General features: G+C 68.5%; 16 protein-coding genes. 3 read left to right on the forward strand and 13 right to left on the reverse strand.

What is annotated here, in order from left to right:
* The first annotated feature begins 281 nt into the window (after positions 1 to 281).
* Positions 282 to 545, forward strand: a complete 264-nt coding sequence (locus tag Aco04nite_RS27940; protein WP_213000242.1) for a hypothetical protein — start codon at positions 282 to 284, stop codon at positions 543 to 545.
* On the opposite strand, the gene Aco04nite_RS27945 is transcribed toward Aco04nite_RS27940, so the two are convergent.
* Genes Aco04nite_RS27945 through iolC form a run of 9 tightly spaced genes read right to left on the reverse strand, consistent with a single transcriptional unit; the run spans position 527 to position 10,789 of the window.
* A complete protein-coding gene (locus tag Aco04nite_RS27945; protein ID WP_213000243.1) occupies positions 527 to 1,540 on the reverse strand; it encodes a Gfo/Idh/MocA family oxidoreductase in 1,014 nt (337 codons plus the stop codon). The genes Aco04nite_RS27940 and Aco04nite_RS27945 overlap by 19 nt on opposite strands.
* Positions 1,540 to 2,310 carry an ATP-binding cassette domain-containing protein gene (locus Aco04nite_RS27950; protein ID WP_213000244.1) on the reverse strand — a complete coding sequence of 257 codons (771 nt, stop codon included), beginning with the start codon at positions 2,308 to 2,310 and terminating at the stop codon, positions 1,540 to 1,542. The genes Aco04nite_RS27945 and Aco04nite_RS27950 overlap by 1 nt, the downstream gene beginning before the upstream one ends.
* Complete coding sequence (locus Aco04nite_RS27955; protein ID WP_213000245.1) at positions 2,307 to 3,371, reverse strand: ABC transporter permease; 1,065 nt, start codon at positions 3,369 to 3,371, stop codon at positions 2,307 to 2,309. The genes Aco04nite_RS27950 and Aco04nite_RS27955 overlap by 4 nt, the downstream gene beginning before the upstream one ends.
* Positions 3,368 to 4,360 carry a sugar ABC transporter substrate-binding protein gene (locus tag Aco04nite_RS27960; protein ID WP_213000246.1) on the reverse strand — a complete coding sequence of 331 codons (993 nt, stop codon included), beginning with the start codon at positions 4,358 to 4,360 and terminating at the stop codon, positions 3,368 to 3,370. The genes Aco04nite_RS27955 and Aco04nite_RS27960 overlap by 4 nt, the downstream gene beginning before the upstream one ends.
* Positions 4,361 to 4,378: 18 nt before the next feature.
* On the reverse strand, positions 4,379 to 5,875 hold the full coding sequence (locus Aco04nite_RS27965) for a CoA-acylating methylmalonate-semialdehyde dehydrogenase (protein WP_213000247.1): 1,497 nt from the start codon (positions 5,873 to 5,875) through the stop codon (positions 4,379 to 4,381).
* A complete protein-coding gene (locus Aco04nite_RS49095; RefSeq protein WP_244876354.1) occupies positions 5,862 to 8,108 on the reverse strand; it encodes a 3D-(3,5/4)-trihydroxycyclohexane-1,2-dione acylhydrolase (decyclizing) in 2,247 nt (748 codons plus the stop codon). The genes Aco04nite_RS27965 and Aco04nite_RS49095 overlap by 14 nt, the downstream gene beginning before the upstream one ends.
* Positions 8,105 to 8,983, reverse strand: a complete 879-nt coding sequence (iolB, locus tag Aco04nite_RS27980; RefSeq protein ID WP_244876355.1) for a 5-deoxy-glucuronate isomerase — start codon at positions 8,981 to 8,983, stop codon at positions 8,105 to 8,107. The genes Aco04nite_RS49095 and iolB overlap by 4 nt, the downstream gene beginning before the upstream one ends.
* Positions 8,980 to 9,852 (reverse strand): Cgl0159 family (beta/alpha)8-fold protein, encoded by an 873-nt coding sequence (locus tag Aco04nite_RS27985; RefSeq protein WP_213000249.1) that lies wholly within the window; start codon positions 9,850 to 9,852, stop codon positions 8,980 to 8,982. Before Aco04nite_RS27985 ends, iolB begins: the two co-directional genes overlap by 4 nt.
* Positions 9,845 to 10,789, reverse strand: a complete 945-nt coding sequence (gene iolC, locus Aco04nite_RS27990) for a 5-dehydro-2-deoxygluconokinase (RefSeq protein WP_213000250.1) — start codon at positions 10,787 to 10,789, stop codon at positions 9,845 to 9,847. Before iolC ends, Aco04nite_RS27985 begins: the two co-directional genes overlap by 8 nt.
* A 174-nt stretch (positions 10,790 to 10,963) precedes the next feature.
* Here iolC and Aco04nite_RS27995 point away from each other — a divergent pair, with 174 nt between their 5' ends.
* A complete protein-coding gene (locus Aco04nite_RS27995) occupies positions 10,964 to 11,704 on the forward strand; it encodes a GntR family transcriptional regulator (RefSeq protein ID WP_213000251.1) in 741 nt (246 codons plus the stop codon).
* On the opposite strand, the gene Aco04nite_RS28000 is transcribed toward Aco04nite_RS27995, so the two are convergent.
* Entirely contained in the window at positions 11,693 to 12,250 is a 558-nt protein-coding gene (locus Aco04nite_RS28000; protein ID WP_213000252.1) for a TetR/AcrR family transcriptional regulator, read from the reverse strand. The genes Aco04nite_RS27995 and Aco04nite_RS28000 overlap by 12 nt on opposite strands.
* A gap of 224 nt (positions 12,251 to 12,474) precedes the next feature.
* On the opposite strand from Aco04nite_RS28000, the gene Aco04nite_RS28005 reads away from it, so the two are divergent.
* On the forward strand, positions 12,475 to 13,020 hold the full coding sequence (locus tag Aco04nite_RS28005) for a cysteine hydrolase family protein (RefSeq protein ID WP_213000253.1): 546 nt from the start codon (positions 12,475 to 12,477) through the stop codon (positions 13,018 to 13,020).
* Positions 13,021 to 13,639: 619 nt separating this feature from the next.
* On the opposite strand, the gene Aco04nite_RS28010 is transcribed toward Aco04nite_RS28005, so the two are convergent.
* The 3 genes from Aco04nite_RS28010 to Aco04nite_RS28020 form a co-directional block, all read right to left on the reverse strand.
* Positions 13,640 to 14,428, reverse strand: a complete 789-nt coding sequence (locus Aco04nite_RS28010; protein ID WP_213000254.1) for a VOC family protein — start codon at positions 14,426 to 14,428, stop codon at positions 13,640 to 13,642.
* A 1,902-nt stretch (positions 14,429 to 16,330) separates the two neighbouring features.
* Positions 16,331 to 16,906: a GNAT family N-acetyltransferase gene (locus Aco04nite_RS28015; protein WP_213000255.1), complete on the reverse strand. Its 576-nt coding sequence runs from the start codon at positions 16,904 to 16,906 to the stop codon at positions 16,331 to 16,333.
* Positions 16,906 to 18,624 carry an APC family permease gene (locus Aco04nite_RS28020; protein WP_244876356.1) on the reverse strand — a complete coding sequence of 573 codons (1,719 nt, stop codon included), beginning with the start codon at positions 18,622 to 18,624 and terminating at the stop codon, positions 16,906 to 16,908. The genes Aco04nite_RS28015 and Aco04nite_RS28020 overlap by 1 nt, the downstream gene beginning before the upstream one ends.
* Between the last annotated feature and the right edge of the window lie 142 nt (positions 18,625 to 18,766).

An 18,766-nucleotide genomic window follows, 5' to 3' on the forward strand; every position in this document is an offset into this window, starting at 1 on the left:
GCCGACGCGGATGGCCCGCGCCGCGACGTCGGGTCCGCGGCCCAGCCGGTGTTCCCGGCGGTGACGGTCACCCCGCGGCTGGACGCGGTGAAGGACGAGGACGGGGCGACCGGAACCGGCCTGGCGAGCGAGACCCGCGTGATCCCGAGCATCTCGAACAGCGCATCAGAGCCCGAAGAGAAGCCCGAGGAAGTGCTGGCAGAAAAGCCCGAGGACGTGGCCGAGGAAGTGCCGGCGACCTGCTGCTGCCGGCCCGCCTCGACGCGGCGGACGGCGGCCTGGTGTTCGTCCTCGTCCGGGCCGGATCACTTGTCGAGCGGCAGCACCGACGCGACCTGGACCTGCGCCGCGGCGAGGGGCTTCCGGAACGCCTTGACCCCGGCGCCGTCGGCCCTCGGGTGCAGGAGGAACGGCAGGAGGTCGGCGCGCGGGGACAGCTCGATGTGCTGGTACCCCAGGTCGGCGACCAGCCCGGGAAGATCCAGGAGCGGAACCGACCGCGGCGTGTACGGATCCAGCGCGATCCTCAGGCGACCACCTCGTAGAGCGCGGGCCGCTCCATCAGGCTGACGGCGACCAGGGAACCGCTGCGCAGCGCCTCGACCGCGGCGTCGGAGACCACCGCGGCGGCGTAGCCGTCCCAGGTGCTGGGGCCTGTCGGCGATCCACCGGACGCGACGGAGTCGATCCATTCCTGCAGTTCGACGTCGTAGGCTCGGGCGAAGCGTTCCCGCCAGTCGAGTGGCACCGGGCTCGCGACCCGGCCGCCGCCGCGTACGACGACCGGGCTCTGCGAGCCGAGTGAGGCGGTGCCGTCCTCCCCTACGACCTCGCCGCGGATGTCGTAGCCGTAGCGGATGTTCACCGACAGCTCGACGTCGATCAGTGCGCCGCCCTCGGTCTGCAGGATCAGCAGCAGAGGGTCCTGCAGGTCGCCTCCGTTGCGGTTCTTTCTCGGTACGAGGACGCGCGCGGAACTGATCTCCTCGCCGAACATCCAGCGCACCATGTCGATCTCGTGCACCGCGGTGTCGGTGATGATGCTTTCCTTCTCGTAGAAGCCCGGCACCCCGGCGTTGCGGTGCGCGCAGTGCATCATGAGCGGGTTGCCGATCTCGCCGCTCTCGATCGCCGCCTTGAGTGCCCGGTACGCCGCGTCGTACCGGCGCATGTAGCCGACCTGCACGAGTCTGCGCCCGGCGGCGACCTCGGCGGCGACGATCCGGCGGCAGGCCTCCTCGGTCGTCGCGAGGGGCTTCTCGCAGAAGACCTGTTTGCCGGCGGCGATCGCGGCGAGGACGTACTGCTCGTGGGTGGGTCCCCACGAGCAGACGACGACCGCGTCCACGGCGGGGTCGGCGATCAACTCCTCGCCCGTCTGGTGGACGACCGCGCCGGGGAGGCCCTCGGCGACCCGTTTGGCGAGGTCGGCGTCCACGTCGGTGACCGCCGTGACGGTCGCGCCGGCGAGGACCCTGGTGATCCGGCGGAGGTGGTCCTGGCCGATCATGCCGGTTCCGATGACTCCAACGGTCAGCATCAGCGCCCCAGTTCGTGGGAGAGCTCGGCCAGCTCGTCGCCGCCGGCCATCTGGGTGGTCAGCTCGTCGAGGTCGACCTCGTCGCGGGTCCTGTCGAGGACGGCGGTGCCGAGCTTGAGGATGATGAAATGATCACCGACGAGGTACGCGTGGTGCGGGTTGTGCGTGATGAACACGACGCCGAGCCCCGCGTCCCGGGCGGCGGCGACGTACTTGAGCACGACGCCCGACTGCTTGACGCCCAGCGCGGCGGTCGGCTCGTCGAGGATGAGCACCCGCGCCCCGAAGTAGACGGCCCGGGCGATCGCGACGCACTGCCGCTGGCCGCCGGAGAGCGTGCCGATGGGCTGGTCGATGTCCTGCACGACGATGCCCATCTTGCGCAGTTCCTCGTCGGCGATCCGCTTCATCTGTTTGATCCGCAGGCCGGCAAGGGGGAACCGGCCCGCGGAGATCTCGGCGCCGAGGAAGAAGTTGCGCCAGACTTCCATCAGCGGGACAACGGCGAGGTCCTGGTAGACCGTGGCGATGCCGTGGTCGAGGGCCTCGCGCGGGGAGCTGAACGTCTGCTTCTCGCCGTCGACGAGCAGCGCGCCCTCGTTGTGCGGGTGCAGCCCCGACATGATCTTGATGAGGGTGGACTTGCCCGCGCCGTTGTCGCCGAGCACGCAGGTGACCTCGCCCGCGTTGACCTTCAGGCTGATGTCCCGCAGGGCACGGATCGCCCCGTAGGACTTGCCGACGTTTTCCATCTCGATGAGCGTCGTCATGACAGCCTCCGGCTCGTCGCCATCCGCTTGATGTAGAGGTTCACGAGCACGGCGAGCAGCAGCATGACGCCGAGGAACGCCTTGAACCAGTTGGGGTCCCAGCCCGCGTAGACGATGCCGAGGCTGGTCATGCCGAAGATGAACGCGCCGATCGCGACACCCACGGCGTTGCCGAAGCCGCCGGTCAGCAACGTGCCACCGACGACCGCCGCGATGATGTAGAGGAACTCGTTGCCCACGCCGTTACCGGCCTGCAGCGTGTTGAACCGGTACAGCGTGTGCATCCCCACGAACCAGCCCAAAAACGAGACACCCATGAAAAGGCCGATTTTGGTACGCACGACGGGTACGCCCACCGCGCGTGCGCTTGCCGCTGCGCCGCCCACGGCGTACACCCAGTTGCCCGTCCTTGTCCTCTGCAGCAACCACGCGGCGAGGGCGACGAACAGCGCCCACCAGAGCACCGTGATCCAGACCGTGACCGGGCCGACCTTGAAGCTGGACGCGAAGATCTTCCCCAGCGAGTCGTAGCCCTGGATCTGGCTGATGTCGGGGCTGGAGACCGACCCGCTGACCAGCTTCGTCACGCCGAGGTTCGCGCCCTGCAGCACGAAGAACGTCCCCAGCGTGATCAGGAAGCTCGGGATGCCGGTGCGCATCACCAGATAGCCGTTGACGAACCCGATGAGCAGGCAGAACGCGAGCGACAGCAGCGCGCCGACCCACAGGTTGACCCCGAAGTACCAGCAGAACATCGAGTTGACCAGGCCGGCCGTGGTGGTGATGACGCCGGCGGAGAGGTCGAACTCGCCCCCGATCATCAGCAGGCCCACGCCGACCGCGACGATGCCGATCGTCGACGACTGGTAGAGCACGGTGAAGAACGACTCGGCGGAGCGGAACGCCGGCGCCGCGATCAGGAAGAACACGAAGATCAGGATCGCCGCGACCAGCGCGCCCACCTCGGGGCGGCCGAGCACCCGGCTGGAGAGACTGCGGCGGAACCTCGGGGGTTCCGCGGGCGCCGGCATCGGCGGCGCCGCCTGCACGCTGTGACTCATCGCGTGTTGCTCTTCGTGAACGGCAGGATCTTCGCGATGTTGTCCTTGTCGACGAACGACGGGCCGGTCAGGACGGGCTTGCCGCCGCCGATGTCGTTGCCGTTCTTCAGGTAGAGATAGAGCGAGCTGACCGCCAGATACCCCTGCGCGTACGGCTGCTGGTCGATGGAGAACTCGATCTTGCCGTCCGCGATGTTCTGGGCGATCTCGGTGTTGAGGTCGAAGGTGACCAGCTTCGCCGTGCTGCCGGCGGCGGCGAGGGCCTTGAGCGCGTCCTGGGCGATCGGGGCACCGAGCGTGACGATGTAGTCGATCGACTTGTCCTGCGACAGCTTGGCCTGCAGTGTCGACACCACTGCCGCGTCGTCCGCACCGTTCACCTGGATGTTCTCCGTTCCGGGCACGGCGCTTTTCACCCCGGCGCAGCGGGCCTCTAGCGAGACCGAGCCGGCCTGATGGACGACGCAGAGCGGGTGCTTGGCCCCGGCCGTGGCGATGCGCTGCCCGGCGGACTGCCCGGCGACGGTCTCGTCGGAGCCGAAGTACATCAGCGCGCCGAGCTGCTTGTACTGGTCGATGCCGGCGTTGAGACCGACCACCGGGATCTTCGCGTCGGTCGCCGACTTCACCGCTCCCGCGAGGGCGTCCGGCGTGACCAGGGTGGTGGCGATGCCGTCGACCTTCGAGTCGACCGCGTTCTGGATCAGCACCGCCTGTTTCGTGGCGTCGGGGTCGTTGGAGTACTTGAGCGTGACGCCCTCGTCCTTGGCGGCCTGCTGCGCGCCCGCCTTGACCTTGTCCCAGAACGTGTCACCGGGCGTCTCATGGGTGACGAAGGCCACCGTGAAGCCGGAGCTGCCCGCGGCGTTCGCGCCCTCCGCGCTGTCGCTGTCGTCGGTCTTCACCCGTCCGCCGCCGCTGCATGCGGTGGCGCCGAGCGTTATGACTGCGGCGAGCGCGACGATGCGCGCACCTCGCGAGAAGATCATCTTGATTCTCCAAAGGTTCTACAGAGCTGTCGGAAATTGCAGGGATGCGCCGTGCACGCTGGTGACGTGCGGCCACCGGGAGGTTACGACCTTGCCACGGGTGTAGAACGAGACACCCTCGGGACCGTGGATGTGCCGGTCGCCGAACAGGGAGTCCTTCCAGCCGCCGAAGGAGTAGTACGCCATCGGGACCGGGATGGGCACATTCACGCCGATCATACCGACGTGCACACCGCGCTGAAATCGCCGTGCGGCCTCGCCACTGCCGGTGAAGATCGCGGTGCCGTTACCGTACGGGTTCGCGTTGACCAGCGCGATCGCGGCATCCACCGACTCGGCCCGCACCACCGACAGCACCGGGCCGAAGATCTCCTCGGTGTAGACGTCCATCCCGGTCTCCACCTGGTCGATCACGGTCGGCCCGACGAAGAAGCCGTCCTCGAACCCCTCGACGCTCAGGCCGCGCCCGTCGACCAGCACCTTCGCACCCTGCTGCTCCCCGGTGCCGATCAGTGACTCGATGCGCTGCTTCGCGGCGGCGGACACGACCGGGCCCATCTCGCTGCGCGGGTCCCGGCCGGGGCCGACGACCACCTCGGCCGCTCTACGCGACACCAGCTCCATCAGCGGGTCACCCGCGCCGCCGACCGCGACCGCCGCTGAGATCGCCATGCACCGCTCCCCGGCCGACCCGAACGCCGCGGCGGCGAGGTGATTGGCCGCGAACTCCAGATCGGCGTCGGGCAGCACGATCGCGTGGTTCTTGGCACCACCGAGCGCCTGCACCCGCTTCCCGGACGCGGCGGCCTCCTGGTGGATGTAGCGCGCGATCGGCGTCGACCCGACGAACGAGATCGCGGCGACACCCGGATGCTGCAGCAACGCGTCGACGGCCACCTTGTCACCGTGCACGACGTTGAACACCCCGTCGGGCAGCCCCGCCCGGCGCCACAGCTCCGCGACGAAGTTCGCCGCCGAGGGGTCCCGCTCGCTGGGCTTGAGCACGAACGTGTTCCCGCACGCGATCGCCACCGGGTACATCCACATCGGCACCATCGCCGGAAAATTGAACGGCGTGATCCCCGCGCACACCCCGAGCGGCTCGCGGAAACTGAACACGTCCACGCCGCTCGAGGCCTGATCGGAATAATCACCCTTCAACAGCTGCGGAATGCCACACGCGAACTCCACCACCTCGAGCCCCCGCTGCACCTCCCCCGCCGCGTCACTGAGCACCTTGCCGTGCTCGTCCGAGATGATCCCCGCCAGCTCCTGCACATTCGCATTCACCAGCTCCCTGAAGGCAAACATCACCTTGGTACGCGCGGAGAGCGACGCCTGCCCCCACGACCCGAACGCCGTCGTCGCAGCGGCAACGGCCGCGTCCACGTCCGCGTGATCCGCGAGCACCACCTCATGCTGCTGCTGCCCGGTCGCGGGGTTGAACACCGCACCACGGCGTCCCCCGGCGCCCGCGGTGGGGCTGCCGCCGATCCAGTGCTCAATGACGGACATGGGCAGGTCCCCCCTGGAGATACTGACGTTGGCCACGCTTCGCAGCCTCGTAACCCGCCCGTGCTTCCCGGGTGCTCTCCAGCTCGGAAACCGCACTCACCGGCACGTCCCACCACGACTCGGAGGACGGAATCGGCGAGTGCGGATCGGTCTCGACATGCACCACGGTCAGCCGATCGGCATCCCGGGCGCGCTTGAGCCCCTCGGTCACGTCGGCGATGGTCCGGCACCGGATCACGGCGGCACCGAGGCTCTCGGCGTTCGCCGCGAGGTCGACGGGCAGATATCCCCCGTCGTAGTCGTCATCCGCGCCGCGATAGCGATAACTCGTGCCGAAACGCTGCGATCCGAGCGATTCCGACAGCGCGCCGATCGACGCGAACCCGTGGTTCTGCACCAGCACGATGACCAGCTTCAGACCCTCGGCGACGGCGGTGACGATCTCCTGCGCCATCATGAGGTACGAGCCATCGCCGACCAGGGCGTAGACCTCGCGGGTCGGGTCGGCCAGCTTGATCCCCACGGCGCCGGCGATCTCGAAGCCCATGCAGGAGTAGCCGTACTCGACGTGGTACTGCTTCGGATCGCGAGCCCGCCACAGCAGTTGCAGGTCACCGGGCATGCTTCCCGCCGCCTGCACCACGACGTCCCGCTCACCGCACGCGTCGTTGACCGCCCCGATCACCTCACTCTGCGCGGGCAACGGCCCATGATTCAGGTGGTACGCCTCGTCGACGACCCGCTGCCAAGCCACCACCTCCGCCCGCCAGCCCCCCACACCCCGCTGCCAAACCGCCTCTCCCCGCCACTTGGGCGCCACTTCCTGCTCCCCGGCGACCCCCTCACCCTGGGCGGGCCACTCCTCGCGTGGGCCGGGTATCACTTCTCCCTGCTCGGACACCGCCGCACGCTCAGCGGCCGCCATCCCCTGCTGCCGGGCGGCCGCCTCCCGCTTGCCCGACGCGGCCTCACGCTCGCCCGACGCAGCCTCACCCTGGACCGACACGGCCTCCCGCTGCTCGTCCCCTACCTCCCCATGTTCAGACACCCACTCATTGCGGCCGGACATCGCCTCACGCTGGCCGGACGCGTCTTCCTCCGGACAAGCCGCGACCTCACGCCGGCTCACCACCGTGTCCTGATTTATTGCGATATCACCAATTTCGGCGGTTAAAGCCGTCAGCCCAGAACGGGCGTCGGCGACGAGGGCGGTGGCGGATTGCTTGTGGGCGTCGAAGCTCGCGACGTTGATGTTGACGAAGTGGACGCCGGGGTTGGCGAAGGCGGTGCGGGAAGCGGTGGTGAAGTCGCTGTAGCGGGTGCCGATGCCGATGATGACGTCGGCGTCGCGGGCCAGGCGGTTGGCGACCGGGGTGCCGGTGGAGCCGATGCCGCCGACCGACTGCGGGTGGTCCCAGCTCAGTGCGCCCTTGCCGGCGTGAGTGTCGGCGACGGGGATGCCGGTCGCGCGGGCGAACGCGTCGAGCTCCGCGGAGGCTTCCGAGTAGATCGCTCCCCCGCCCGCGATGATCAGCGGGCTACGGGCGGCGCGGATCACGGCGGCGGCGCGGACGACGGCGGCCGGCTCGGGGGCGGGGCGGGCGACGTGCCAGACGCGGCGGGCGAACAGGTCGTCCGGGAAGTCCCAGGCCTCGGCCTGCACGTCCTGCGGGAGGCTGATCGTGACCGCGCCCGTCTCGGCGGGGTCGAACAGCACGCGCATCGAGGCGAGCAGGGCGGACGGCAACTGCTCGGGGCGCCAGATGCGGTCGAAGAAGCGGGACAGGGGGCGGAAGGCGTCGTTGACCGTGACATCGTACGTGCGGGGGTCCTCCAGCTCCTGCAGCACCGGGGATGCCGCGCGGGTCGCGAAGACGTCGCTCGGGAGCAGCAGGACGGGGAGGCGGTTCACGGTGGCGAGGGCGGCTCCGGTCAGCATATTGGTGGAGCCGGGGCCGATCGATGCCGTGCAGGCGTACGTGGAGAGCCTGTTCTTCATCTTCGCGAAGCCGGCGGCCGCGTGCACCATGGCCTGCTCATTCCTCGCAAGCCGGTAGGGCAGATCCGCCGAGCCGGTGCGCTGGGCCTGCAGCAGTGCCTGGCCGATCCCGGCGACGTTGCCGTGCCCGAAGATGCCCCACACGCCCGCGATCGCGCGCTGCTCGACCCCGTCGCGCTCGGTCCACTGGCTGGCCAGGAACCGTACGACGGCCTGCGCGACGGTCAGCCTCACGATCGTCTCCTCTCGCGGATGGAGGTCAGCGGCAGCCGCGGGTCCATCTCCTGGTGGCTCCACGAACCCCGGACCCAGCCGTGCACGGGGTCGTCGGAGAACAGCCACCTGCGCTCGCCCGCGCCGGCCATCACGTTGAGGTAGTACAGGTCGTAGCCGGGGGCGGCCATCGAGGGGCCGTGCCAGCCGTACGGGATGAGGACGACGTCGCCGCTGCGTACCTCGGCGCAGATGTCGATGTCGTGGCCCGGGTGCCCGTACACACGTTGGAAGCCGGCGCCCGGCGCACCCGAGGGCGACCCCGCGACCTCGAAGTAGTAGATCTCCTCGAGGGCGATCTCGTCCTCGGTGGTCTCGTCGTGCTTGTGCGGCGGGTACGACGACCAGTTGCCGCCCGGGGTCAGCACCTCGACCGCGATCAGCCGCTCGGCCTCGAACGACTCCGGCGTGCAGAAGTTGTTCACCTGCCGGCTGGCCTGCCCGGCGCCGCGCAGCTCGACCGGCACCGACTCGGCCGGGCCGTAGCGGAACGGCAGCTTGCTCGTCGCCAGGGCACTCGGCAGCGCGAACCGGCCACCGTTGCCCGCCCGGATCGTCACCGACGAATCCCTCGGCAGGTATGCGAAATCGGTCACGCGGGAGAACACCGAGCGCCGCCCGGTCAGCGTCAGCCGCTCGTCGTCGCAGGTCACGTCGCAGCCCCCGGAGAGCGGCAGCACGATCGTCTCGGCGTCGCCGGTGTGGAAGCTGACCCGCTGGCCGATGCCCATGTCGAGCACCCGCAGCCCGCTGTAACCCCAGCCGGCACTCGCCGGTGTCACGGCGAGCTCGAACGGCCCGGTCCTGCCCTCGCCGCGTCGCAGCAGATGGCTCACAGCAGGCTCACCGCCCGGTCGACGGCGTCCGCGACGTCCCCGCCCGCCGGATACAACAGGCTTCGGCCGATCACCAGACCCTGCACGGTGGGCAGGGCCAGAGCCTTGGCCCATCGGGCGTACGCGGCATCGGCGTCCTCGGACACCTCACCGCCCAGCACCAGCGCGGGGAGCGTGGTCGCCGCCATCACCCGCTCCATGTCCGGGACCACAGGCACCTTCAGCCACGTGTACGCGCTGGTCGCCCCGAGCCCCGCGGCAACCGACGTCGCCCTGATCATCGCCTCGGCGGTCAGCTCGTTGCGCAACCGCCCGTCCACGTCGCGGTGCGAGATGAACGGCTCGACCATCGCCATCAGCCGGTGCGCGGCGAGCTCCCCCACGGCCCGCCCGCAGCTCTGCAGCGTCCGTGCGGTGCCCCCGTCCGCCGGGTCGATGCGCAACAGCATCTTGCCGCCGTCGAACCCCGACGCGTTCAGGCTGCCCGCGTCGTACGCGGTGAACCGGTCGTCCACCTCGAACACGGTCCCGGCCAGCCCGCCGCGGTTCATGGAGCCGATCACGACCTTGTTGTCGAGTACGCCGAGCAGCAGCAGATCCTCGAGGATGTCGGGGGTGCCGAGCACGCCGTTGACGCCGGGACGGGCGAGCGCGGTGCAGATGCGGTCGAGCAGGTCGGCCCGGTTTCCCATGGCCAGGGGATCGGCACCGGCCCGCAGCGCACCCCGCGCGGGGTGATCCGCCGCGATGATCATCAGCCGGCCGTGCTCCCCGCGCCACGACGCGGGACGGTGCCGGCGCCGGGCCGCGGAGGCGATCGCATACGGCCGGTCGACCCGCGCCGTGATCAGATCCTGAAGGTCACGCACGAGCCATCACCGCCCGGACCTCGTCCTCGGTCGGCATCGCATCCGCGCAGGCCATCCTCGACGCCACGATCGCCCCGGCGGCGTTGGCGAACCCGATGACCGTCGCCAGATCCCAGCCGCTCAACAGCCCGTGACAGAGCGCCCCACCGAACGCGTCCCCGGCCCCGAGCCCGTTCACCACATCCACCGGAATCGGCTTGGCGCTGACCTCCTCCACGCCGGCGTCCTTGCCTGCGCCCGATTCGCCGCCCGCTCTGCCGCGGCGGGCTGTCACCCCGTCGGGGCCCTGCTTGACGATGGCCAGGCCGTCGTCCGGGGTGGTGCCGGCCGTTTCCCACTCGTCCCGGTTGCCGACCACGATGCTCGCGTAGGGCAGGGCCTGCTGGTACCAGTGCCGGGCCTCCTCGCGGGACTCCCAGAACATCGGCCGATAGTCCAGATCGAAGACCGTCATGTCCGATTTATCGCGTTGTTTCAGGGCCGTCAGCGTCGCCGCCCGCGAGGGCTCCTGGCTGAGACCCGTTCCGGTCACCCAGAAGATGTCCGCGTTCTTTATCGCTTCCAGGTCCAGTTCGGACTTGTGGATCTCGAGGTCCGGGGCCTTGGGGAAGCGGTAGAAGTAGAGCGGGAAATCGTCCGGCGGGAAGATCTCACAGAACGTCACCGGCGTGGGCAGGCCCGGCACGGCCGTCACGAACCGGTCGTCGACGTGGAAGCTGCGCAGCGCCTCGTGCAGGTAGGTGCCGAACGGGTCGGCGCCGGTCCGGGTGATCACCGCGCTGCGCCGGCCGTAGCGTGCCGCGGCGACCGCGACGTTCGTGGGGCTGCCGCCGAGGAACTTCTCGAACGTGCGCACCCGGGGCAGCGGCACACCGATCTGCTGTGGATACAGATCAACACCGATACGTCCCATGGTCAGTACTTCGTCAACGGCCACGCGTCCTCCTTGCGGAAGGATGAGGGCTTGCTCGAAGCGACCTTCAAGCCGCGGATGCCGCGCACGATGACGGCGCCATGAACAGGTTTCGATGTAATAACGTGGACGCTTCCAGGTCAATACTTTGTCCTGACAAACTCACATGGCGGTGTACGCCTGTCGAGGAGGGTCCACATGGCACCCGAACTGCACGCCCGTCTGGACAGATCCAGTCCGGTGCCGCTCTACTTCCAGGTCGCGTCGCGGCTGCAGGCGTTGATCGAGCGCGGGGAGATCGGCGTCGGCGCCCGCATCGAGAACGAGATCGACCTCGCCGAACGGCTCGGCGTCTCCCGCCCGACCATCCGTCGCGCGATCCAGTACCTCGTCGAGCGCGGCATGCTGATCCGCAAACGGGGCGTCGGGACACAGGTCGTGCACCCCAAGGTCCGGCGCCCGGTCGAGCTGTCCAGCCTGTACGACGATCTGGTCAGCTCCGGGCGTACACCCCGGACCGAGGTCTTGCAGTTGACTGTCATGCCCGTCCCGGCGCAGGCGGCCGCCGCCCTGGAGATCGAGCTCGGCACCGAGGTCACCTGGATCGAGAGATTGAGGTACGCGGGCGGCGAACCCCTCGCCCTCATGCACAACGCCATCCCCCTCGGCGTGCTCCGCCCGGACCGCGCCGACCTGGCCGAACACGGCCTCTACGAGCTCCTGCGCCGTGCGGGCCACGTCCCGAAGATCGCGACACAGATGATCGGCGCCCGCTCGGCCACGTCCGCGGAGGCCCGCACGCTCACGGAGAAACGCGGCGCGTCCCTGCTCACGATGAGCCGCACCGCCTGGGACGCCGCGGGGCACGTGCTCGAATACGGCTCACACGTCTATCGGGCCAGCCGCTACAGCTTCGAGCTCAGCCTTTCAACTCACTGATCTTTTTAAAAGCGCGTCCACCACGTCCTTGATCGGGCCCGCCAGATCCTCCGCCGTCGCGCCGCTCAGCGGTTGCAGCCCCACCCCCGACCGGATGACCGCCACGCCCACGCCCAGCGCCAGCAACAACTGGGCCCGCAGCATCTCGCCGTCCCCCGACACCTCCAGCAACCTGTTGCTGAAGTCCTCCATGGCTTTGCGGCGCAACTCTTCGACGTTCTCGTTCTCGGAGACGCGCAACAGCATCAGCACGGGGTGCTCGCCGAACTCCGGCCACGCGTCCACGGACAGCTGACGGCTCAGCTCCGCCACGAGCGCATCGCGATCACTAGGAAACTCGCCGGGCCCGGGTGTCGCCGCCAGCGCCGCCTTGAACAGCCCTTCCTTCGAGTCGAAATAGCGCTTGATCAGGGCCAAATTCACCCCCGCATCCGCCGCCACATCCCGCAAGGTCGTGCCATCAAACCCCAACCGCATGAACCGTACGCGCGCAGCCCCCAACAAATCCCGCTTGGTCTGCCCCGAATCCCGCCGCCGCTCCACCACACCCCCATCCCCACGTAATCACTTGTTGACACCGCCCCCCAACATGGCTACCTTACCAAGTCATCAACTGATTACATTTCCCCGCACCCCTACCCGCCTTGCTCTTTGCTTGCGTACCTACCCGCCCTGCTCTTTGCTTGCGTACCTACCCGCCCTGCTCTTTGCTTGCGTACCTACCCGCCCTGCTGAACCCCTGTCGCCCTGCCTACTTGGAGCCGCCCGCTATGACCCAGGCCCTGCTCGTCATGGACGTCCAGCCCGTCGTCCTCAGCCGCTACCCCGACGACACCTACCTCCCCCGCCTGGCCGACGCCATCGCCGCCGCCCGCACAGCAGGCCTCCCGGTCATCTACGTGGTGGTCGGCTTCCGCCCCGGCTACCAGGAAGTCAGCAAAACCAACAAAATGTTCGGCGCCCTGGCCGTAGCCAAGCCCCCCGCACCCCCGGAAGCCACCGCCATCCACCCCGCCGTAGCCCCCGAAAAAGACGACATCATCATCACCAAACGCCGGGTGAGCGCCTTCACCGGCAGCGACCTCGACCTCATCCTCCGAGCCGGCGCCATCACCCACCTGACCCTCACCGGCTGCGCCACCAGCGGCGTCGTCCTCTCCACCCTCCGAGAAGCCGCCGACCGAGACCTCACCCTCACGGTCCTCTCCGACGCCTGCCTCGACAACGACCCCGAAGTCCACCAGATCCTCACCGAAAAAATCTTCCCCACCCAGGCCACAGTCACCACCATCGCCACCTGGAAACAATCCCTATAACCCGCCCAGCCCCGCCCACTCCCGCACCGCCTGTCCTCCCCGGACGGTCTGCGGTCAACCCGGCATCACCAGACCGACCGCGTCGGTAAGCCCCGACTCTCGGCATCGCATGGGCAACCCAGCTCTCCGGCACCGCTCACAAGCAAACCCCGGCATCCCCGACAACAGACAGACTTCGCGACCCCTTGCGGCAAGCAGGGTTCGAGACCCGTTGCGGCAAGCAGACCTCGAGACCGCTTCCGGCAAGCAGGCCTCAACGCCGCTCACGGCAAGCGGCCCTCGGCACCCCCTTATGACGCAAGGGCTCCTACATCGTTTTCGGCATGCAGGTCCTTGGCGCCGCTCAGCCGCCAGCCTTGGCGCCGGCTCGGCCCGCCAGCCTTGGCCCCACCTCGGCGAGGCGAGCCAGTCAACCTTTCGCGCTGGTCAGCATCAGCCGATCCCCCGACACCAGGCTCGAAAGCGCTGCTGGCCCCCGAACCTGGCGATTGCAACAGCCGGCACCATGGTCGATCGATCCGGCAGGGTGAACCACCCCATACTGCTCGACTCCCCGACACCAACCTGAGCAAGCACATCAGGCGGCACCTCGTGCGGCCTGGCGTACGCCTGCCGAAAATCAGCCAGCACGCACCACGAACTCATTGCCACCGGGATCGACCATCACAACCACACCACCGACGCCTCCCCCAACCTCCGCGTTGCCCGCGCCGTACGCGGGGCCCACGCCGTACGCGGGGCCTGCGGGGCCTGCGCCGTAAGCACTGTCTAGGCGAACTTCGGGCAGCGTGGCCCCGAGGGCAATCAACCGCTCGACCTCCGCCAGCTGATCGCCACAGGCAGGAGTGACGTCGAAGCGCTGCCGACTCGTGCCCGGCTCCGGGGCCGGCGAGGGCCCACCCCACGCAACCTTCGTACCGCCGCGCGGGGATTGGATAGCAGTTTCGTCATCCTGGTCCCACACCAACGGCCAGCCCATCGCCTCGCTCCAGAAGACGCCGACTTCCCGCCCGCCGTCACAGGCAACCTCGCCGAGGAACCCACACCCGGCCAGAAACTTGTTGCCCGCCTCGATTACACAGAACTCGTTACCCTCCGGGTCAGCCAGCACGATGTGCCCCTCCTCGGGCAACTGCCCCACATCAAGGTGCGCACCCCCGAGCTCCAAAGCCACCGACACCGTGCGCTCCTGGTCAGCGCTGGTCGCACTGGTCAGATGCAGATGCAGCCGATTCGCCCCGGCCTTCTCCGAATCGCTCGACACGAACCGAAGCCCCACCTGCGTGTCATCCCCCGGCAGCAGCGCCTCGCCCCCGGCCTCGACAACCTCCCGGCCGAGCAAACCGCCCCAGAACTCCGCCAGCCGAACCGCATCGCGCGCGTCAAAAGCCATCGTCAGCGTCCGCATCACCGCACAGTAGACACGCCGTCACCTCGACAACAACGCATTAACCCACGCCACGCCCACCCCCACCTCCCATTCACCCAATCCCGCCCCGCCCCGCTCCCGCCTGGCCCAGTTCACGCTCGTCCACCCCTGGCCGCCCAACTCCTGGCCGCCCAACTCCCGGTCGCCGACTCCCGCCTGCCCAGTTCATGCTCGTCCAACTCCCAGCGGCCAACTCACGGCCGTCCAACTCCCGGCCGCCCAGGCTCCACTCGATCGGCTCCGGGCCGCCAGCTTCCGCCGGCCAGCTTCTGCTCGCTCGGTTCCGAGCGGCTCGGTTCCACCCCGATAGGTGCCCAGCTGCATAGGTGCCCGCGGGTCACCTTGACCAAGCCCTGAGTAATCAATGATCACGCGTAACACTCAATTCCACAGCTGCCTAAACCCGCCGCAGAACCAGGGCCTCATCGTATCCGTTTCAGCTTTGAACAGCGACCCGCATGTAGCTCATATCACGTTCACCGAGAGCGCGCTCCAGGTCACTCCGATTTGGCATGATCAAACTACGATCGGGGTGGATCGATCATGCGGGGCGGCGCCATAATCGACGCGTGGGGCAGTTACAGATTTTCAGCGCAGCACAGGTCGCCGGAATGCGCGACCGGACCCGGTCGCGCAATTATTCAGCCGCGCGCGACGAATTCCGTCGCGATCATGAACACCGACGCGAGTGGGGCAAGTACCGGCTCTACAAGGAACGCCTGCGCCAGCTTCGTGCCGCCGAGGGAAACCCGCGCATCCACCAGAGAAGTGGACTCCTCTGGGACGACATCGCCCGCCTCCCGATCCCGCCGGCGACCCCACGCCCACGCCGATCCCCGCCATCGCCGCCGCCATCGCCATCCCCGCCGTCGCCATCCCCGCCGCCGCCGCCATCCCCGCCGCCGCCGCCATCGCCGCCGCCACGCCCGCAGCCTCACTCGCCGCAGCGCCAGCTGCCGGCATTGCAACCGCAGCCCCTCCAGCAGCGGCCATCAACGCCATCGCAACCCCCACCAACGCCACCACAGCGTCCATCGCCACTGCCTCAACCGAGACTCCGACAGCGAAGAGCGCCTGCACAGTCGTCACCTCAAGAACCGTTGCTTCAGCAGCAGCACGGCCCAGCCATCCAGCCGGCCACTGCCCCGACAATGCCTGGCTGGCAGCAGCCGCCGCTTCCGGACGAGCCACGGCCGCATGCCGCTCCAGCACTCGCTAGGTCCCAGCGGTCGGACACCCTAAGGCCGACGAGACCAACGACAGCGGCACCGTTGACTGGCCGCGCACCGCAGGCTCAACCGTGGTCACGCCCGTCACCAGCGGAGGCGCCATCGGACGCATCGGCGCAGTCCAAGCCCGTTTCGGCCGGCCCCACCCCCGCCTCACACCCGGCCAAGCTCACGCCACCCGGGCCTGTACCAGCGACGCGACTGAAGCCTGTGCTCCAAACGCGGTCACTGTCGCCACAGGAAAAGCCACTGCCAACGCGGCCGCCGCAGGGAACACCAGCACTTATGGAAACGCCATTGCGTGCGCCAACCGGGTGGAGAAGAAAAGCCAGGAAGACGAGTATTGGCGAGAGTGTACGACACGCTCGGCTGACTCGTTCGCGTCAGGTAGGGGTTAACGCCGATGCGCCTATGATTGCTGGATCGGATCCCATCACGGCCAGACACCATCGCACTTTATTTGGGGCAGCAAGTTTTTGGCTTACGAATACGGGAAGGTCGCCACCCCGAAGAGGTTCTTGTCAAATTCGAGGCTAGGCCGAAAGCGGCAGGCCAGTTGAGGACCAACGAGCGGCTTCAATTCACTAAGGCGTACATGAAACCGTGTGCGCTATTCACGGCTGGCGGGCAGCGGGAGGATGCGCGGGCCTGTTCAGGGGCGTCGCCACATTCGGTAGAAAGGGGTGCCGTCCGGGAGGTGGATGGCGAAGGGGTGGAGCGTTTTGTAGCCGTGGCGGCGGTAGAGGCGGAGGTTGGCTTCGTTGGTGGCTTCCAGGTAGGCCGGCGTGGTCAGGGTGGCGTGAGTGTGGGTGAGAAGGGCTACGCCGTGGCCGGAGTGACGGTGGTGGGGGTGGACTGCGAGGAAGGCCAGGTGCCAGTGGGGTTCTGGTGGGTGGTGGGCGGCGAGGAGGTTGTCGAGGGCTTGGAAGTTGGGCAGGTAGGGGCCGGTGATGGTGGCCAGGTGGTTGGCGTAGGTGGGGTTCGGGGGCTCGGGGTGGGTGCGGTCGAACCAGACCGATGTGGCTATGGGGTGGTCGTCGGGGTCGGGGATCACGTGGACCGTTGCGGCGGTGATGGCCAGTTCGAAGTAGGCGGTCATCACGGGGAGGCGGTGGTCGGCGTGCGGGACGAGGGAGTGGGTCTGGGCGAGGTTGTTGAAGGCGTGGGCGATGAGGGCTGCCACCGAGGGGATTTCGTTGGGGCGGGCATGGCGGATGGGTGAGGTCATCAGGCGCCGCCGGGGGTATCGCTGCCGGGGATTCCGCTGCCGGGGATTCCGCTGACAGACCCGTTGACACCGGGGATATCGCTGTTCGGGACTTTGCGGGCAGCGACGTTGGCCCCAGGGAGGTTGCTACTTAGGGCCCAGCTGACGGTGACGTCGGTGTCGGGAACGGCGCCGGGCAGGGAGTCGCTGACCGGGGAGTTGCCGGGCAAGGAATCGCCGGGCAAGGAATCGCCGGGCAGGGAGTTGCTGGCGTCGGGGTTGGTGGTGGGTGGGGCTTCCTCGGTGGGGTGGAAGCGGGTGCTGCGGGCGCCCCAGCCGATTCCTTCGTAGGTGGTGGGGCGGGTTAGGCGGAGGGTTAGGGACCAGGTTGCGCCTGCTGCGGCCAGGAGGGTGTAGGCGAGGGGGACCGTCCAGGTGGGAGGGGAGCCGGGGGTTACGCCGAAGAGGGTGGCGATGGTGGTGAAAGCGGCTGTGGTGAATGCCAGGAGGAGGAGGGTGGCGCAGGTGGGGGCTATTGCGCGGTGCCAGATGGATTCGTCGCAGGGGGTGCGGAGGAAGAAGCCGATTACTGCTGCCGAGGTGACCGTGATGAGGAGTAGGACGCCGAGGGCGCCTGTGGTGCCGCCCCAGAAGAAGAGCTGGACGAGGGGGTCCCAGCCGAGGGTGGCGTACGTGAGGATCACGAGAAGGCCGAGGGCGGATTGGGCGAGGGAACCGTTTTTGGGGGCTCCTGTGGCGGGGACCGTGCGGCCGAAGGTTCGGGGTAGGACTCCTTCGCGGCCCAGAGAGAAGGTGTAGCGGGCGATGATGTTGTGGAAGGAGATCATGGCGGCGATGAGGGAGGTGAGGAACAGGGCGTGGCCCAGGTCTACGGCGAGGTCGCCCAGTTCGGCGGCGGGGAGGGTGAAGAAGAGTTCGGGGCCTTCGGTGGTGGCGCGGTGGACTGCGTTCGGGCCTGCGGCGGAGATCATCGCCCAGGCTGAGAAGGCGTAGAGCGCGGTGATCAGCAGGATGGACAGGTAGGTGGCGCGCGGGACCGTGCGGCGGGGGTCGCGGGATTCTTCGCTGAAGACGACAGACTGCTCGAAGCCGACGAAGCCGGTGACCGCCATGACGAGCAGGGCGCCCGCGCCGGCGCCGGCGAGGCCGCCCGGGTCGAGTGGGGCGGTGGAGGGTACGAATCCGGCGGTGGTCAGGTCGGCGAGGCTGAAGAGGACGACGAGGATGATCTCGGCGACCAGCAGGGTGGCGAGGACTTTGCCGTTGACGGCGACGTCGCGGACGCCGAGGACGGCTACCAGGGCCCAGGCGGCGAGGGCGATGAGCCACCAGGGTGGCTGGATGCCGAACCATTCGGCGAACAGGGGTGCGGCGATCGCCCCGATGCCGCCGTAGCTGGCGACCTGGAAGCTGTTGTACGCCGCGAGTGCGACCCATGCGGCGGCGACGCCGAGGGGACGGCCGAGTCCACGGGAGACGTACGCGTAGAAAGCTCCCGCGTTGGCGATGTGTCGTGCCATGGCGACGTAGCCGACCGAGAAGACGGCCAGGACGAGAGCGACCGCGACGAAGGCGATCGAGATCGCGGTGAGGCCGGTGACGGCGAGGCCTGTGGGTACGACGCCGGCGACGACGGTCAGTGGGGCGGCCGCCGACATGACGAAGAAGACGACCGAGGCAACGCCGAGCCGGTTGCGGGCCAGGGCGTTCGTGAGCATGGCGGATCCGTGTGGCGTGTAAGGCATGAGGGGTGCTCTTCCTGAAGAGGGCATGCAGACCAGACCGATCGGCGCGAAACGACCAGCGCGGAGCGGGGTTGAGGGGGTTCAGGGCCTGTTTCGGAAAGGGAGCCGGCGGTGC

Origin of the sequence: Winogradskya consettensis (genome assembly GCF_018332715.1) — a bacterium.
In the GTDB taxonomy this organism is placed as follows: domain Bacteria; phylum Actinomycetota; class Actinomycetes; order Mycobacteriales; family Micromonosporaceae; genus Actinoplanes; species Actinoplanes consettensis.

Coding starts and splice junctions, on each gene's coding strand:
- Aco04nite_RS27945 (WP_213000243.1), bottom strand. CDS start 1,540: ATGCTGACCGTTGGAGTCATCGGAACCGGCATGATCGGCCAGGACCAC.
- Aco04nite_RS27950 (WP_213000244.1), bottom strand. CDS start 2,310: ATGACGACGCTCATCGAGATGGAAAACGTCGGCAAGTCCTACGGGGCG.
- Aco04nite_RS27955 (WP_213000245.1), bottom strand. CDS start 3,371: ATGAGTCACAGCGTGCAGGCGGCGCCGCCGATGCCGGCGCCCGCGGAA.
- Aco04nite_RS27960 (WP_213000246.1), bottom strand. CDS start 4,360: ATGATCTTCTCGCGAGGTGCGCGCATCGTCGCGCTCGCCGCAGTCATA.
- Aco04nite_RS27965 (WP_213000247.1), bottom strand. CDS start 5,875: ATGTCCGTCATTGAGCACTGGATCGGCGGCAGCCCCACCGCGGGCGCC.
- Aco04nite_RS27995 (WP_213000251.1), top strand. CDS start 10,964: ATGGCACCCGAACTGCACGCCCGTCTGGACAGATCCAGTCCGGTGCCG.
- Aco04nite_RS28005 (WP_213000253.1), top strand. CDS start 12,475: ATGACCCAGGCCCTGCTCGTCATGGACGTCCAGCCCGTCGTCCTCAGC.
- Aco04nite_RS28010 (WP_213000254.1), bottom strand. CDS start 14,428: ATGCGGACGCTGACGATGGCTTTTGACGCGCGCGATGCGGTTCGGCTG.
- Aco04nite_RS28015 (WP_213000255.1), bottom strand. CDS start 16,906: ATGACCTCACCCATCCGCCATGCCCGCCCCAACGAAATCCCCTCGGTG.
- Aco04nite_RS28020 (WP_244876356.1), bottom strand. CDS start 18,624: ATGCTCACGAACGCCCTGGCCCGCAACCGGCTCGGCGTTGCCTCGGTC.